Annotated in this window: 17 protein-coding genes and 1 riboswitch; of the genes, 2 read left to right on the top strand and 15 right to left on the bottom strand. The window is 52.9% G+C overall.

The features are described from left to right. Nucleotides 1–13: 13 nt before the first annotated feature. Entirely contained in the window at nt 14–1,315 is a 1,302-nt protein-coding gene (locus tag E3E26_RS07740) for an MFS transporter (RefSeq protein ID WP_240911676.1), read from the bottom strand. A gap of 302 nt (nt 1,316–1,617) precedes the next feature. On the opposite strand from E3E26_RS07740, the gene E3E26_RS07735 reads away from it, so the two are divergent. Beyond that, complete coding sequence (locus E3E26_RS07735) at nt 1,618–2,091, top strand: MFS transporter (protein WP_370520099.1); 474 nt, start codon at nt 1,618–1,620, stop codon at nt 2,089–2,091. Nucleotides 2,092–2,132: 41 nt separating this feature from the next. Here the strand turns inward: E3E26_RS07735 and E3E26_RS07730 are convergent, their stop codons facing one another. Together E3E26_RS07730 and E3E26_RS07725 are read right to left on the bottom strand one after the other, a co-directional pair. Continuing rightward, complete coding sequence (locus E3E26_RS07730) at nt 2,133–3,455, bottom strand: TldD/PmbA family protein (protein WP_167900663.1); 1,323 nt, start codon at nt 3,453–3,455, stop codon at nt 2,133–2,135. Between the two features lie 10 nt (nt 3,456–3,465). Then, entirely contained in the window at nt 3,466–4,887 is a 1,422-nt protein-coding gene (locus tag E3E26_RS07725; RefSeq protein ID WP_167900804.1) for a TldD/PmbA family protein, read from the bottom strand. A gap of 140 nt (nt 4,888–5,027) precedes the next feature. On the opposite strand from E3E26_RS07725, the gene E3E26_RS07720 reads away from it, so the two are divergent. Next, nucleotides 5,028–6,164 (top strand): MFS transporter, encoded by a 1,137-nt coding sequence (locus tag E3E26_RS07720; RefSeq protein WP_167900662.1) that lies wholly within the window; start codon nt 5,028–5,030, stop codon nt 6,162–6,164. Here E3E26_RS07720 and E3E26_RS07715 read toward each other — a convergent pair. The 12 genes from E3E26_RS07715 to E3E26_RS07665 form a co-directional block, all read right to left on the bottom strand. Continuing rightward, nucleotides 6,161–6,454, bottom strand: a complete 294-nt coding sequence (locus tag E3E26_RS07715; protein ID WP_167900661.1) for a MazG nucleotide pyrophosphohydrolase domain-containing protein — start codon at nt 6,452–6,454, stop codon at nt 6,161–6,163. The two genes, E3E26_RS07720 and E3E26_RS07715, sit on opposite strands and share 4 nt — an antisense overlap. A 41-nt stretch (nt 6,455–6,495) precedes the next feature. Further along, a complete protein-coding gene (locus E3E26_RS07710) occupies nt 6,496–7,176 on the bottom strand; it encodes an aspartate/glutamate racemase family protein (RefSeq protein WP_167900803.1) in 681 nt (226 codons plus the stop codon). Between the two features lie 52 nt (nt 7,177–7,228). After that, on the bottom strand, nt 7,229–7,480 hold the full coding sequence (locus E3E26_RS11180) for a hypothetical protein (RefSeq protein WP_240911675.1): 252 nt from the start codon (nt 7,478–7,480) through the stop codon (nt 7,229–7,231). An 83-nt stretch (nt 7,481–7,563) separates the two neighbouring features. Further along, nucleotides 7,564–7,950, bottom strand: a complete 387-nt coding sequence (locus tag E3E26_RS11175) for a MinD/ParA family protein (protein WP_240911674.1) — start codon at nt 7,948–7,950, stop codon at nt 7,564–7,566. A gap of 89 nt (nt 7,951–8,039) precedes the next feature. Further along, entirely contained in the window at nt 8,040–8,816 is a 777-nt protein-coding gene (locus tag E3E26_RS07700) for a mechanosensitive ion channel family protein (RefSeq protein WP_370520104.1), read from the bottom strand. Between the two features lie 98 nt (nt 8,817–8,914). After that, complete coding sequence (coaBC, locus tag E3E26_RS07695; RefSeq protein WP_167900660.1) at nt 8,915–10,129, bottom strand: bifunctional phosphopantothenoylcysteine decarboxylase/phosphopantothenate--cysteine ligase CoaBC; 1,215 nt, start codon at nt 10,127–10,129, stop codon at nt 8,915–8,917. Between the two features lie 56 nt (nt 10,130–10,185). After that, nucleotides 10,186–10,566, bottom strand: coding sequence for a DUF190 domain-containing protein (locus E3E26_RS07690; protein ID WP_167900659.1), 381 nt, complete (start codon nt 10,564–10,566; stop codon nt 10,186–10,188). 4 nt (nt 10,567–10,570) lie between these two features. Continuing rightward, entirely contained in the window at nt 10,571–10,942 is a 372-nt protein-coding gene (gene crcB, locus E3E26_RS07685; RefSeq protein WP_167900658.1) for a fluoride efflux transporter CrcB, read from the bottom strand. Nucleotides 10,943–10,975: 33 nt separating this feature from the next. Then, entirely contained in the window at nt 10,976–11,401 is a 426-nt protein-coding gene (locus tag E3E26_RS07680) for a hypothetical protein (RefSeq protein WP_167900657.1), read from the bottom strand. After that, nucleotides 11,385–11,699: a hypothetical protein gene (locus E3E26_RS07675; RefSeq protein ID WP_167900656.1), complete on the bottom strand. Its 315-nt coding sequence runs from the start codon at nt 11,697–11,699 to the stop codon at nt 11,385–11,387. The genes E3E26_RS07680 and E3E26_RS07675 overlap by 17 nt, the downstream gene beginning before the upstream one ends. Continuing rightward, complete coding sequence (locus E3E26_RS07670) at nt 11,690–12,382, bottom strand: DUF6062 family protein (protein ID WP_240911673.1); 693 nt, start codon at nt 12,380–12,382, stop codon at nt 11,690–11,692. Before E3E26_RS07670 ends, E3E26_RS07675 begins: the two co-directional genes overlap by 10 nt. Further along, nucleotides 12,382–13,239, bottom strand: a complete 858-nt coding sequence (locus E3E26_RS07665) for a prenyltransferase/squalene oxidase repeat-containing protein (RefSeq protein WP_167900655.1) — start codon at nt 13,237–13,239, stop codon at nt 12,382–12,384. The genes E3E26_RS07670 and E3E26_RS07665 overlap by 1 nt, the downstream gene beginning before the upstream one ends. A gap of 24 nt (nt 13,240–13,263) precedes the next feature. After that, nucleotides 13,264–13,338, bottom strand: a riboswitch (Fluoride riboswitch). Nucleotides 13,339–13,404 lie beyond the last annotated feature (66 nt).

Raw genomic sequence — 13,404 nt, 5'->3', positions numbered from 1 at the left:
ATGAAACAGAGATTTAAGCCAGCTCCCTCCCCATCGTCTCTTCTCCCAGCGCCAGAACGTCCAGCGCGCCGATTATTGCCACCACTGCAATGACGAGCACCGCCAAAGCGCTTCCGCTCAGCTCCATTATCTTGCCGGCCAAGATCGGCGCGATTCCCCCGCCTATCCTTGCCATTGCCCCAGCCCAGCCGGTGCCGGTGCCCCTGACGGCTGTTGGGTAAAGCTCCGGCGTGTAGGCGTATATCGCACCCCAAGCTCCGAGGTTGAAGAAGCTGAAGGCTATAGCGCTCGCGATTATCGCCGTCTCGTTGCCTGAGTTAGCCGCGAAGTAGAAGCCGACGCCCGCTATTCCCGAAAGCAGGAGGTAGTAGGAAAGGGTTTTCTTCCTCCCAATCCTCTCAAGGAGGTAAGCGGCGCTCCAGTAGCCGGGCAGCTGGGCGATGGCGGTGATAATGAAGTACTGGAAGCTCCTGAAGACGGTGATTCCAAGGGTCGAGGCCAGAAACCTCGGGAGCCAAATGAAGAAGCCGTAGTAGGCGAAGGCTATGCTGAACCAGGCTATCGTGAGCATGAGGGTTGTTCTTCCGTACTTCCTCCAGAGATCTCCGACCGAGATTCTCTTTTCTTCCTCTGGCCTCTCAAGTTTAACCTTCACCCCGAATATCTCCCTGATGGTCTCCTCGGCCTCTTTAACCCTTCCCTTGATGAGCAGGTAGCGGGGCGACTCCGGGAGCGTGAGGAGGAGTGGCAGAATAAGTATTATCGCGCCGCCGAAGAGCAGTATGTTCCTCCAGTCGGCCTTGACGAGAATCGCAACTACGCCTATGATTATCGTGCCTACCGCCCAGAAGCTCTCAAGGATTGAAATCATCGCGCCCCTTATCGAGCGGGGCATGAACTCGGCGAAGTACGAGCTTGCAACCGGCAGGGAGCCGCCGAGGCCGAGGCCGACGATGAAGCGCAGGGCTATGAGGGTGTCGAGATTTCCAGCGAAGGAGCTGACTATCGAGCCGATGGAGAAGGTGGCAACTGCAAGGGTAAGCGTCTTCTTTCGTCCAATCCTGTCCGCGAGGTAGCCGAAGAGCCACGCCCCAAAGAGCATGCCGAAGAGCGCCGCCGAACCGAGGGAGCCGAGCTTTGCTAGGCTCCCCTCGAAGGCGGGGTCGTTCTTGAGGAGCGCTATGACGAAGCCTGCTGAGATTGTGTTCACTGCTATGAACGCCCACACCGTCCCGAGGATCGCGAGGAGGGTGTAGTGGAACTTATTCAACCGGGAGTTCTCTATGACCTCCATCTTCCTATCACCCGGTTTCAAGATATGTGAAGAAGTTTTTAAGCGTTTTCTCAGCCGTCCCATCTTGTTACGCAGATTTGGGCAATTTTCCGGAGATTTTGGAAAGTAACGTGACTTCTGGTTCTTTGATGCGGGAGATTATGGTCGTTGCGTCATTCAAAAACCTTAAATCCTTCAGATGGGCAACTTCCTATCCCGGGTGGTGAGATGAACCTGCTCAGGAGGTACAGGCTTCTCTTCCTCCTCATGAACACGAGCTTCATCGGGACCTCACGGTCATCTACTACCTCTCGAAGGGCATTACCTACGGCCAGATCGGCCTTGTGAGTGCAGTCTCGGCACTGGGCTTCTTTCTCTTTGAGGTTCCGACCGGTGTGGTGGCGGACAAGGTGAGCCGGAAGACGAGTGTGCTCATAGGCATGGCATTGTTTTCCCTCTCAGTGCTATTTCTCATATTCCTTCAGAACTTTCCAATGCTGGTCGCCTATGCGGTTCTCGCCTCCCTTGGAGCTACCTTCGTGAACACCGCCTTCTCATTCAACTTTTCTGTGGAGTTCCAGCACAGGATTCCGAGCGAGAAGAGGGCCACAATAGTCTCCCTCGACATGATGTTCTCGGCACTCTTCATGTCGGCCTTTTACGTCCTCTACGGCTTTGCGGTTCAGAGGCTTGGGCTGAATGCTGCCAGGCTCCTCTTTGCGCTGATACCGCTCGGGGTTGGCTTTGCCTTCAAAGCGGCACAACTTCTCGGTCCTCTCAGGGATCCGCTCCGGCTCAGACACTTATCTAAGGAATGAGAATTGAAAAGAAGAGGTTGGCACCCCTAAGGGGCACCTCCTCACTTGGTCGCCCTAGTTATTCCCACGTCCTTAACAAGAACGTAGGGTGTAAACACTGGATTTCTAACCTCCCACCAGTGGATGTGGTGGATGTCCTTTCCGAGGGCAGCGATGTTCTCCAGAATTCTCTGGAAGTTGTCGCTCACACGGATGTTCCTTATGGGCTTCAGCTCGCCGTTCTCTACCAGGAAGATGCCGTCCCTCGGGATGGTGGAGAAGTCGCCGGCGACGTAGTTCTGGAAGCGGGTGTACCAGACGTTGGTGATGTATATGCCCTTCTTGACCTCACTGAAGAGCTCCTCTTTGGTGTAATCTCCGGGCTCAAGCAGGATGTTCCAAGCGTGTGGCATGACGAGTCCTGCGTTGGCCGTTGTTTCGGTTCCGTACTTCTTGGCTAGGCTCGTGTTGAGCAGGAATGTTTTGAAGGTTCCGTTCTCGATTATCGTTGTTTCTCTCGTCGGAACGCCTTCATCGTCGAACTTTCTGGTTCCGTAGGCGTTGGGCATGTTTCCGACGTCCTTGATGGTAACGTTCTCGTTTGCTACCTTCTGCCCGAGCTTGCCAACGAGGAAGGAAAAGCCTGCCTCGGCGGCGTAGGCCGATGTCATGAAGCTCATATAACTGAGAAGGTTGGCGAAAGCCAGCGGGTCAAATATCACATCGAATTTTCCTTCCGGCCCCTGCTCCGGGTTCTGTGCCATCTTAGCTATCTCGCCGGCCTTTCTTCCCGCACTTTCGGGATCGAACTTCTTGAGGATCCTCACTGAGTTAGTGCCGTGGCCGCTCTCAAGGTCACCGATGAAGGCTCTAACGCTTATTTCTATTCCCGTTCCCTCGTCAAAGGCCTCGACGCCGTTGCTCGTGGTGAGATAGATCCTGTTGTGGTCAGTGTATAAAACACCGGCGACACGCTTAGCCCCCTCCTCGAGGGCCGCGTTTATGGCGGTCTCAACGTACTCGTTCGGCTCATCGAGCTCGACTATGGCTTTATCGAAGGTCTCGGGTATATCTCTGTACTCGAAAGGCCCCTCTGCTATACCGTAGTAGTCCTCCTTCGGGGCCATGTTCTTTAAAGTCGAGAGCAGGGCCTTGAGCGTCCTCTTGATGTTCTCCTCGCTCAGCTCGGTGATGCTCGTTCCCGCGATCCTCTTCTCAAGCTCGACGAAGAGTTCCACCTTCCTCTCGTGCCAGTTCTTGGCGACGGTTATCTCGTTGTTGGCGAAGCGCACCTGGCGCCTGTCCATCTCGTAGCCGAGGACGACAACATCGCCGAAGCCAAGCTCTTTGGCCTTCTTAAGGATGAATTCGTTAACGTCAAACATCTCCACCACCTCACGGCCTCCTCAGCGGTATTCCCCTGAGCCTCGCGGGGGCACCTCCCATCCAGACCGGAACGCCCTGGCCAGGCTCGCCCTTGCCGCAGGTTCCTGGGTAGAATTCAATCTCCTTGCCAACGGCATCGACGCTGCTCCACAGTGCCTTGGTGGTTATCTCAAGAATCGGTCTCCTCACGGGGTGCTTTATCTCGCCGTTCTCGATGAGATAAGCCTCTCTGCCGATGTAGCGCTGCTGGTAGCGCCTGTCGTCTATGTTCCACTCGTTGAATGAGACCATGTAGACGCCGAGCTTTATGTCCTCAATCAGCTCCTCGAAGCTGTAATCTCCGGGAGCTAGGTAGGTGTTGGCCATTCTCACTATCGGCTCGCGGTTGTAGTTTATCGCCCTGGCTGAAGCGTTGGAGCGCTGGCCGAGCTTTGCTGCATACTCCCTGTTGGTGAGGAACTCGGTTATAATCCCATCTTTAATTAGGTAGCGTGGCCTTGCCTTAACACCCTCGTCGTCGTAGAGGTAAAAACCCCAGCTGTTGGGTATCGTCGGATCCTCTATGACTGTGACAACTTCGCTTCCAATCCTCTCACCCAGCATCTCTGGCTTTACGAAGCTTTCACCGGCCTGCGCCGCCTCCCTTCCGAATATTCTATCCGCCTCATAGGGATGCCCGACGCTCTCGTGGACGGCTATGCCAGCTACCTCTGGGCTTATGACTACATCTACTTTTCCTTCGGGCGGTTTCCTACCCTCGCGTATGAGCCTTTGAAGAGCCAAAACGTCTTTAACCGCCCACTTCCAAGGCTCATCCTTTTCAATGAGCTCCAGTCCACCTGAGAAGGCCCTCTGCACGAAAGGTGCCTGCTCCATCTGGCCGTTCTCGAAGACAACGAGGTTGTACATCATGGAGACGCGCGGGATGACGCTCTCAACGAGTGCACCTTCGCTGTTCATGAATATCTTGTGCCAGATCTGGTCAGAGTACCGGAGGAAGCGCATCGGTGTCTGTGCACCAGCCTCCAAAACATCCTCCTCAACTTTTTTCAGGAGCTCAAGTTTTTCCTCCACCGAAACGTCGCGGAAGTCCTTCCTCATCTTGACTTCATAGTAAACCTCATGGAAGTCTTCATCGCTAAAGCGAATAGGCTCATTCCTTACCTTCGCAGCTGCTTTAGCGAGCTTGAGGGCTTTTTTAACCGCCTCGGCAACGCTTTCCTTAGTGAGGACGTTCGTCGAGGCAAATCCCATGCCCCCATCGACCAGAACCCTCACGCCAATTCCCCTGTCTGAGATGACCTCAAGGCCTTCGGGATTGCCGTTCTTCATTGCCAGAGAAGTGCCGTTCTTCTCCTCGAAGCGAGCCTCGGCATAGCTCGCCCCGAGCTCTAAAGCCTTTTCAACGGCGAACTCGGCGAGTTCATGCATGCACATCACCTCGGTTTACTGCATAGAATAGTGCGTTCAAAGGTATAAAAATCTTTCCGCTTCGATGGTGGTCGAAAAAAGGCTTTAATCTTCGGTCTGTTATGCGTACTTTTAGGAGTATAAAATCACGGAGGGTGGCAATGGACTACATTAAACGCTTCTACCTCGCGGGCTTCCTCTACATTGCCCTTTATGCGGGCTTCTATCAGGTCTACCTCCAGAGCTTAGGTTTATCCAAGGGACAGATTGGCCTGCTGGCGGCGATTTCTCTCCTCCTTGTGGCCTTCCTCGAAGTTCCGACTGGAGTGGTGGCGGACAAGATTTCAAAGAAGACGAGTGTTCTGGTGGCGAGGGCCCTTTTTCTTGCCTCTCTTCCCCTGCTCTATTTTGCTAATTCTTTTGCTGACGTATTTCTTGCCACTATCATAGGCGCCCTCTCAACGGCCTTTACCACTGGTGCAGAAACAGGCTGGCTCTATGAGCTTTTAAAGAGAGAGGAAAGGGCAGATGAATATCCAAGAGTTTACGGAAGACTGAGATCCTTTGAAATGGCCGGCGGTTTCGTTGGAACTCTTACAGGGGGCATCCTTGCGGACTTTGCTGGCAGTATGAGGCTTCCAATAATCCTGAGCCTTCCCTTTGTCCTGACTTCGCTCTTAATACTCGCCACGATTCCAAAGGACACCGTGAGAAGCGGGCTTCCATACGGTCACCACCTTCTTGAGAGCATCAGGTTCGTCTGGAACTCCCGCGAAGTTCTCTGGCTTTTCATCTATGCAAACATCATTGGCCTTCCCGTGACCCTCTTCACGGCCTTCATGCAGCTCTACTTCTATGGATTCCTCGCGTCCGTTCTCGCCGTTTCGGGTGTTGTGGCACTTCACATGACCATCAACAGCATTTCATGGTACATCGACGTAGGGGATAAAGTGAGGGAGAGGCTGTACCTCTATGCTGGGATTCTTCTTCCGTTCCTCTCACTTCTCGCGGGACTGAGCGGCTGGTTCGGGTTCATCACGCTGGTTCTTGAAACGTTTATATTCGCCCAGGCTTTCAAGGAGTGGCAGGGAAGGTTTCAGAAGGCGATCCCCGATGAGAAAAGGGCCACTGTTGGTTCCCTTTACTCCCTCATGGCGGCTACCACTAATGGAGTCCTCAACGCTGTCCTTGGGTGGCTCTTTGATTATGTGGGCATAATGCGTGGGATAGTCCTCGCATCGGTGTTCTTTTTGGGGTTGAGTTCTCTGGTCTTCCTCGAAAAGAAGGAAAACCTCTAAAACTTCTCCTGGCACTCACAGGGCTTCTTTCCGCAGTAGGGGCAAACGCCCGGGTATTTCTTCTTCGCCGCTTCCTCCAAATCAACGCCAACGAGGTTTGCTAAACTTGAAAGCCACGCCAAGACGTCGGCAAATTCCTCCTCCATTGCCTCCCTGTCCTTCTTCCTTATCGCCTCCGCTAACTCGCCAATCTCTTCCACGAACCAGAGGAACGTTTTATCCACTCCGCGCTTCGAGTCCTTATGAAAGTAAATCTCCCTTATCATTTCTTGGAACTCGCGAATCTCCATAGCTTTTCACCCAACGAAGGGGGAAGAAAAGGGTATAAAAATCACTCGCTCGCCAGCTCTATGAGCTTCCTCATGTGGATTTCGGCCGTATCGAAGACCTCAATGCTAACGTCTCCGGCCTTTATGGCCAGAGGAAGCTCCGTGCAGCCAAGGATTACTCCTTCGACTTTCTCTTCCCTCGCATACCTCTCGATTAGTTCGACTATCCAGGGCTTGTTCCTGAAGTTCTCGAAGGCCAGCTCGTTGAAAATTATCGAGTTGAGCCTCTCCTGCTCCTCCTCGCTTGGAACCACGACTTCAAAGCCCTCCTCGCGGAGCGCGTTGACGTAGAAGTCGGAGCTCATGGTTGTTTTAGTTCCGAGGAGGAGAACGCGCTTTATCCCTCTCCTCTTGATTTCTTCAGCAACTGCCTTTATTATGCTCACCATCGGGACGTTTACTTCTTTCTGAATGTCGGGGAAGACTTTGTGAGGAGTGTTTGCAGACATCGCTATTATCTCCGCTCCTGCCCTCTCTAGGGCTTTGGCGGCGTTGATTAGGATCTTCTTCCTCCCCTCCCAGCCTTCGGGATTCTCGAAGAACTCCTTGAAGTTTATGGAGTAGATTATGAGTTCCGGATAGAAGTGCTTCCCAAACTTCTCGCGGCTTATCTCGATGTATTTGTGGTAGTAGTAGCAGGTCGATTCCGGCGTCATTCCGCCTATTATGCCTATCTTCTTCATCAGAATCACCAAGAACTGGGAGGAAAACAAACTTTATGAGGATTTCGGGGCATTAAACGAAAAGTTCTTCAATTGTGTAGGCTATCTCTGTTATCACTCCCAGATCATCGCCCCACTCACATACCGGAGTGCCGGCGTAAGTGCTTTCCAGTATGAGCGGATCATAGGGTATTGTTCCCAGCAGGGGCACTTCGAGCTCATTAGCTATAAACCTCTCGAGGGAGAGGAGGGCCTTCTCAGGAATCAGCGGTTTATTAAGCACGACCCAAAGGTTTGGATGTCCCAGGTGGAGGAACTTTCTCACTATCGACTCCACCCAGTCCCGGAGATTTCTGAGGGGAACGGTACTGGGGTCTATTACGAGTATCTGGTAATCCAGCTCGCCAATTAGGGCCGGGCGGCTATCGGCAGACCCGATGGAAAGTCGATCAAAACTGTCCCGTAATACTCCTTAAAGTACTCAACCAAGCCGGTAAGTGCTTTGAACGAGAGCTGGTGGTGTATCTCCTCATTCGGATCGCCTGGTATGATGTAGAGGTTTTTGATGCCCCTGTGAGGGTATATCAGCCACTCCATATCCATCTCATGATCCTTGAGGTAGGAATGTACTGTGTACTTTGGATTTATTCCAAGATGAAAGCTCAGGTTAGGAAAATACAGATCCGCATCAACCAGAAGGGTCCGGATCCCCTGCATAGCCAGACATGTGCCTATATTCACGGTAAGGGCAGTTTTGCCAGTTCCTTCCAGGCCGGTTATTCCTCCAACCACCATCTTGTCTCACTCTGTAACAAAGCTTTTGCAATATTGAAACCTGACGGCAAAGTTCAAAAAACTTTCTTTAGTGGGAAAAACAAAAGCCCTCATCCTGCCATCTCCCTGATATGGACATCCACTTGCGGAAACGGTATTTCGATGCCCTCTCTGGTGTAGAGTTCATAGATGCCCCTGGTTAAGTCCCCCTTCACTTCCCAGTAGTCCTCGGTCTTGGTCCAGGCCCTGAGCTGAAGGTTTATGGATGAATCGGCCAGAGCAGTTATGACGACGCTTGGCTCTGGCTCATTGAGGACTTTGGGGTGACTCTTCATGAGCTCCATTGCGAGCTTTATAGCCCTATCAAGGTCAGTTCCATAGGCGACACCGATGTCAACTCCGACCCTTCTCGTGGGCATACGGGTGTGGTTGATTATTATGGTCCCCCAGACGAGCCTGTTTGGGATCATTATTATGGTGTTGTCTGGAGTCAGTAGCTCAGTGGCCATAAGTCCTATGCTGTTGACCTTTCCAATCTGGCCCGATATGCTCACGACCTCGCCGATGTCTATCGGTCTAAGGGCTGCGATCCAGAGGCCGGCGGCAAGATTCGTCAGCGTGTCCTGTAAGCCAAAGCCCAGAATCAGGCCTATCACCGCCGAGAGGCCAAGGATAACCGGTCCGATGGACACGCCCAGAACTCCCACGGCTATGAGAATTACTGAGACATACAGCATGGCACTGAGAAACCTCGCCAGGAACTCAACAACGAGCAGCGGGAGCTTGGTTTTTCTGAGGCTGTTCTTAAAGAGCCCCACGAGGATCTTGGTCACGATGTAGCCGACCACTAAGGTGACCGCTGCCGCTGTGATCTGGAATGGAGTTATCCCAAGGTATGGTAGTGGTTTATCAAGACTAACCGTTTGTATCACCCAAGTTGTTCTAAGAAAAATTTGGGAAAGATGTTAAAAAAGGTTTGCGATGTTTAAAGAATCCTCTGGAGGATCTCGTCCCAGAGCCTCTCCGCCAGCTCGCGCTTGCCCATCCTTGGCAACCTTTTGACATCTTCTTTTGTTACGAGAAGCACCTCGTTCTCTTCGCTGCCGAAGGCCTGGAGGGTGTTGGCAACAACGAGGTCGCTCTTTGCCCTCTCCATCTGCTTTCTGGCCGCGCTTATCAACTCCTCCTCACTCAGGCCGGTCTCTGCCTTGAAGCCCACGAGGAAAACGTCCGGCTGAAGCTCCTTAACGTGGTCGATTATCTTCGGCGTCGGCTCGAGCTCCAGAACGAGCTCTTTGCCACTCTTTATTTTGACGTCAGCCCTGTTCTTAACCCTGAAGTCGCTCACAGCCGCGGTCAGAACAACAACGTCGTACCTCTTGCTTTTCAGCTCATTTTCTATCGCCTGGAGCATCTCCTCGACGGTCTCGACTTCGATCTGGTTCTCGACGAAACTTGGAACGCTGCCTTTGGTTCTTATCAGCGTAACCTCCGCGCCTCTGAAGTCCGCTTCTTCGGCCATTGCCACACCCATCTTTCCGGAGCTCGCGTTGGTTATATAGCGTATCGGGTCTATGTACTCCCTTGTTGCCCCCGCGGTTACCAGAACGCGCTTTCCTTTCAGGTCTTTCTTGTGGAGCTTTTTGATGACGCGATATACTATTTCCTCCGTCGTTGCCACTTTTGCCTTGCCCTCCTCGAAGCGCGGGCCGATGAACTCTATTCCAAGCCTCTTGAGCTTTTCTATGTTTTCAGCAACTATCGGGTGCTCGTACATCGTGGAGTGCATGGCAGGAGCTATCATTATCGGCGTGTGAGCAAAGGCAGTCGTTACGACCGTCGTAACAGGTGTATCGTCTATGCCACAGGCTATCTTCGATATGGTGTTTGCCGTCGCTGGGCAGACTAAAACCAGATCGGCCTTGTTCTCGTGGTCTCCTGCCAGCTCAACGTGCTCGATGAAGCCTGTGATCTCCGTAACAACCGGGTTTCCCGTGGCGAACTCCATGGCGTAGGGGTGGACTATCTTCGTGGCGCTCTCGCTCATGACCGCGTGAACCTCGGCGCCGTGTCTTATCAGCTCCCTCGCGAGCTTGACGCACTCGACGGCGGCTATACTTCCAGGGATCGCGAGAACAATCTTCTTTCCAACCAATTTTCTGCTCTTTGTCGCGTGGATGAGCTTAACATGGTGGAGCATCTCAACACCTCCAGAAGGGTTTCAACTAACTCATATATAATACTTAGGAGAAGAGGTCAGAGCTCCCTCACGGCATCGTCCTCAAACTTCTTCATTTCCTCCTTTGTGCCGACCCACACAACTATCGTCGGCTCGACGGTTATCATGCCGTCCTTTATCATGGGCTTAATCGCACAGATCGCCTTCTCTATCTTGTACCCCCTGTCTATGACTTCAATGATTATGGGTAAATCCGTAGAGAGCCTCATTACATCGGTGGAGTGGATTCTGCTCTTCTTTCCGAAGCCGTAAATACCGCGGTAAACAGTTGCTCCGGCCATTCCCATCTCGAGGAGCTTCTCCACTATGACCTTATAGAGCGGCTTCCCCTCCCAGCGGTCATTCTCGCCTATGTAGATTCTAAGACGAAGCGTGTTCCAGTGCTCGACCTCAACCATAAACTCACCTCCTTGCGAGCATGAATCCGAGGAAAACTAGGCTTATTGTTATTATAACGTTTGCCGAGATGTTTAGGGCGGCGAGGAGATACTCTCTCTCACGTAAGAGCGAAAAGGTCTCGTAGGAGAACGTCGAGAAGGTGCTCAAGGCACCACAGAAGCCCGTTCCAAAGAAGGTCCTCCAGTCTGCCGGAACGTCAATTCCCCAGAAAAGGAGACCGTAGATGTAGCCGAGGATGAAGCTGGCTATGGAATTGACGAGCAGTGTTCCAACGGGGAAGTCTCTATAAACAGGCAGTATTCCCGAGATGTAAAAGCGTGCCAATGCTCCAAGTGCACCGCCGAGTACTATCGCCACCGCTATCCTGCCGTTCATTCCATCACCGCCACACTCTGAGCTTTAGCTCTTTTAATCCTTGCCCTCAAAGGCCATGTAGTAGTGAATCAGCTTCTCAACTTCCGAGAAGTTCCTCTCCTCCTTCCCGAGTACCTTTCTCAGCCTCTTGTTCTCCGCTATCATTCCGGAGAGCTGGATTCCGAGGTTCTGGTTGTCGAGCGCTATATAATAGGAGCGGAACTTCAGGGGCGACCACTTTCCCTCGAGCTCGTATAGCTCCTTTTCGAGAGCATCTATCTCCTTCTCAAGCTTTTCAAAGGCCTCTTCGTCGGCGTCGACTCCATCATCCACGTAGCCATGGAGGAGTATTATCCTTATGGCCTCCTCCAGCCTGAAGCCGTAGCGCTCGCACAGTTCCTCTATCCTTTCGAGGGTCTCATCTGGAACCCTGAAAGTAACCCTCCGCCAGCCCCTCCGCGGCTTAACGGTTATTTTCATCCCTCTTTTCCTCCAGCTCTTTTCTAAGGCTTTTGTTCTCCTCGCTGAGTTCCTTCCTAAAGGCCATCAAAAACTCCTTATCCCTTTTTGCCTTCTCCTCGAACTCGAGCAGCTCGCGATAGTTCCGCCTCATCTCGTTGAGCCTCTTCTCCAGTCTAGCCCTCTGCTCCAGGAGGAACCGCAACTTGAGGGCTTTTAGGGTTCTCTCAAGCCCTTCCAGGTCTTTGAAGCGTCTCTCTATCTCCCGTTGGTTTCTCCGTATCTCAGCCAGCTCCTCGGGGCTTACTTCTATCTCCATAGCAAAACTCCCCTTGTCCGCTTTTTTCGCTCCTTCTTCCTTAGGGTTGCTCCGTTTTCGAGCCCTTTAAGCGCCTCTATAGTCAGTGGAAGGGATGAGACCTCTTCTTTTGTGGGCCTTTCGGTTGCCCTATAGTCGAACTTGTTTATGAAAGAGTTCATCCTTTCCCTGAGCTTCTTCAACTTCTCCAGCTGGACTTTTCTGAGCCTCTCCGCGCTCTGGGGATTTTTCTCCCTGAGGATTGAGTCTATCATCTCGTGGTGCCTTTTACAGATGATTGCCTCAGATGACTCGTAAACGGGCAGGAGCTCCTCAATTCTCTCCGCGATAGCTTCCACCGTGTCCTTTTCCTTCTCCTCCACGAGAAGACACAGGAAGCACTCGCCTCCCTTGACCTTCTCCCGGCTTTTGAGGGTTTTGATATAAGTTGAAAGCATGTGCTCGTAGATTATCGCCACTCCCAGCGGGCCGAGCAGCGGGTTCGAGTAGGCCTTTTTGAGGGTCTTCCAGGCGTGGTAGGTGCAGAGACCAAGGCTCTCCTTGAACTTGGCCCTAACAGCGGGGTCGTTCACGTGCTCGTAGAGGATTGTATCGATTTCAGACTCCTCGTACTCCTTGAGTATCCTGCAAACTGGGCAGCCCTCCTTCATAGCCTCCCTGAGGTATATCCCAACGATATCCATCAGTACCACTTCAGGAGTTCATCGAGGGCTTTCACGGCTCTGTATGTGTTCTGGAAGTTCGATATGCCCATCTCCAGCGAGCGCCTGAAGCCTCCGTTGGGGTTCTGCAGTGCCCTGATGAATCTGATGTGGTCCCTTACGTAGCGCGCCCTCTTGCCGAGCAGACTGAGCCCTCTTATGGCATAGAACGTCGGCTCCAGATAGGGGGGCAGCGAGTAGGGCACCTCGGTAAAGCCACCGTAGACCTCGCATCTGTAGAAGTGGGTGGTGTCTGGGACGGCATAGCCAAGGCCCTTGAGGGTGAAGAGGGCCTGGTAAGTCATGGTTGTGGTGGCCCCCTTCACACCAAAGCCGTCTCCCTTGCGGAACCCCATCACGAACTCGCGTATCCTTTCCTTGGTCTCGCTATCCATACGGTAACCCACGGCCGCCAGCGCCCTCACGGCCCAGTAGGTTGCCTCCAGGGGTGTAGCCGTTCCGAACTCCTCACTTCCGCCGAGGCCAACGGCGAACTTCCCTTCTAGCGGGTTGTATTTGGAGAAGAGCAGGTCCAGCTTTTCCCTTGCCAAGTCTCTCGCTCCCAGTAATGACAGTGCCTCGATGGCCATTGCAACGGCCACCACCGCGGTCTGCATCTGGGCGGAAGTGTAAAGGAACTCCACTGTCTTCTCCCTCTCGGGAATTTCGAGCCCGAGCAGGTCGTAAATCTTTACCGCGTAGTAGGTGTCGTTAATGTTGGTCTCGTCCAAAACGCTCACGAAGCAGTAGCCGCCGTCCTCGTGGCGCCTCTCCTCAACGTAGCGGATAAGCGCATCAGCGTTAATAAACCTGCCAATCTCACTCAGCTTCGAGCCCATTCTACCGCCTCCCACTATCTCTGGCAGAGAACAGGCGTCATCAGCCCAAAGCGGGCGGTTCGGCTCGAAGCCCGGGCGGACGCCATCGCCCGAAAACCCTTCGAATGGCGGTTAAAAACGTTTGTGGTTCAATCACCTAAAATTTAATAAGTTTGAAACGGTCTC

It is taken from the genome of Thermococcus sp. LS1, assembly GCF_012027395.1.
GTDB lineage: Archaea > Methanobacteriota_B > Thermococci > Thermococcales > Thermococcaceae > Thermococcus.
Note: the sequence above shows the minus strand (reverse complement) of the source record. Positions and strands in the feature narration are given on the sequence as shown.

Excerpts from the sequence above, each read along its gene's own strand:
- crcB (WP_167900658.1), bottom strand. The coding sequence starts at position 10,942 with ATGAACGGCAGGATAGCGGTGGCGATAGTACTCGGCGGTGCACTTGGA.
- E3E26_RS07680 (WP_167900657.1), bottom strand. The coding sequence starts at position 11,401 with ATGAAAATAACCGTTAAGCCGCGGAGGGGCTGGCGGAGGGTTACTTTC.
- E3E26_RS07725 (WP_167900804.1), bottom strand. The coding sequence starts at position 4,887 with ATGCATGAACTCGCCGAGTTCGCCGTTGAAAAGGCTTTAGAGCTCGGG.
- E3E26_RS07720 (WP_167900662.1), top strand. The coding sequence starts at position 5,028 with ATGGACTACATTAAACGCTTCTACCTCGCGGGCTTCCTCTACATTGCC.
- E3E26_RS07665 (WP_167900655.1), bottom strand. The coding sequence starts at position 13,239 with ATGGGCTCGAAGCTGAGTGAGATTGGCAGGTTTATTAACGCTGATGCG.
- E3E26_RS07670 (WP_240911673.1), bottom strand. The coding sequence starts at position 12,382 with ATGGATATCGTTGGGATATACCTCAGGGAGGCTATGAAGGAGGGCTGC.
- E3E26_RS07710 (WP_167900803.1), bottom strand. The coding sequence starts at position 7,176 with ATGAAGAAGATAGGCATAATAGGCGGAATGACGCCGGAATCGACCTGC.
- E3E26_RS07690 (WP_167900659.1), bottom strand. The coding sequence starts at position 10,566 with ATGGTTGAGGTCGAGCACTGGAACACGCTTCGTCTTAGAATCTACATA.
- coaBC (WP_167900660.1), bottom strand. The coding sequence starts at position 10,129 with ATGCTCCACCATGTTAAGCTCATCCACGCGACAAAGAGCAGAAAATTG.
- E3E26_RS07675 (WP_167900656.1), bottom strand. The coding sequence starts at position 11,699 with ATGGAGATAGAAGTAAGCCCCGAGGAGCTGGCTGAGATACGGAGAAAC.
- E3E26_RS11175 (WP_240911674.1), bottom strand. The coding sequence starts at position 7,950 with ATGGTGGTTGGAGGAATAACCGGCCTGGAAGGAACTGGCAAAACTGCC.
- E3E26_RS07730 (WP_167900663.1), bottom strand. The coding sequence starts at position 3,455 with ATGTTTGACGTTAACGAATTCATCCTTAAGAAGGCCAAAGAGCTTGGC.
- E3E26_RS07715 (WP_167900661.1), bottom strand. The coding sequence starts at position 6,454 with ATGGAGATTCGCGAGTTCCAAGAAATGATAAGGGAGATTTACTTTCAT.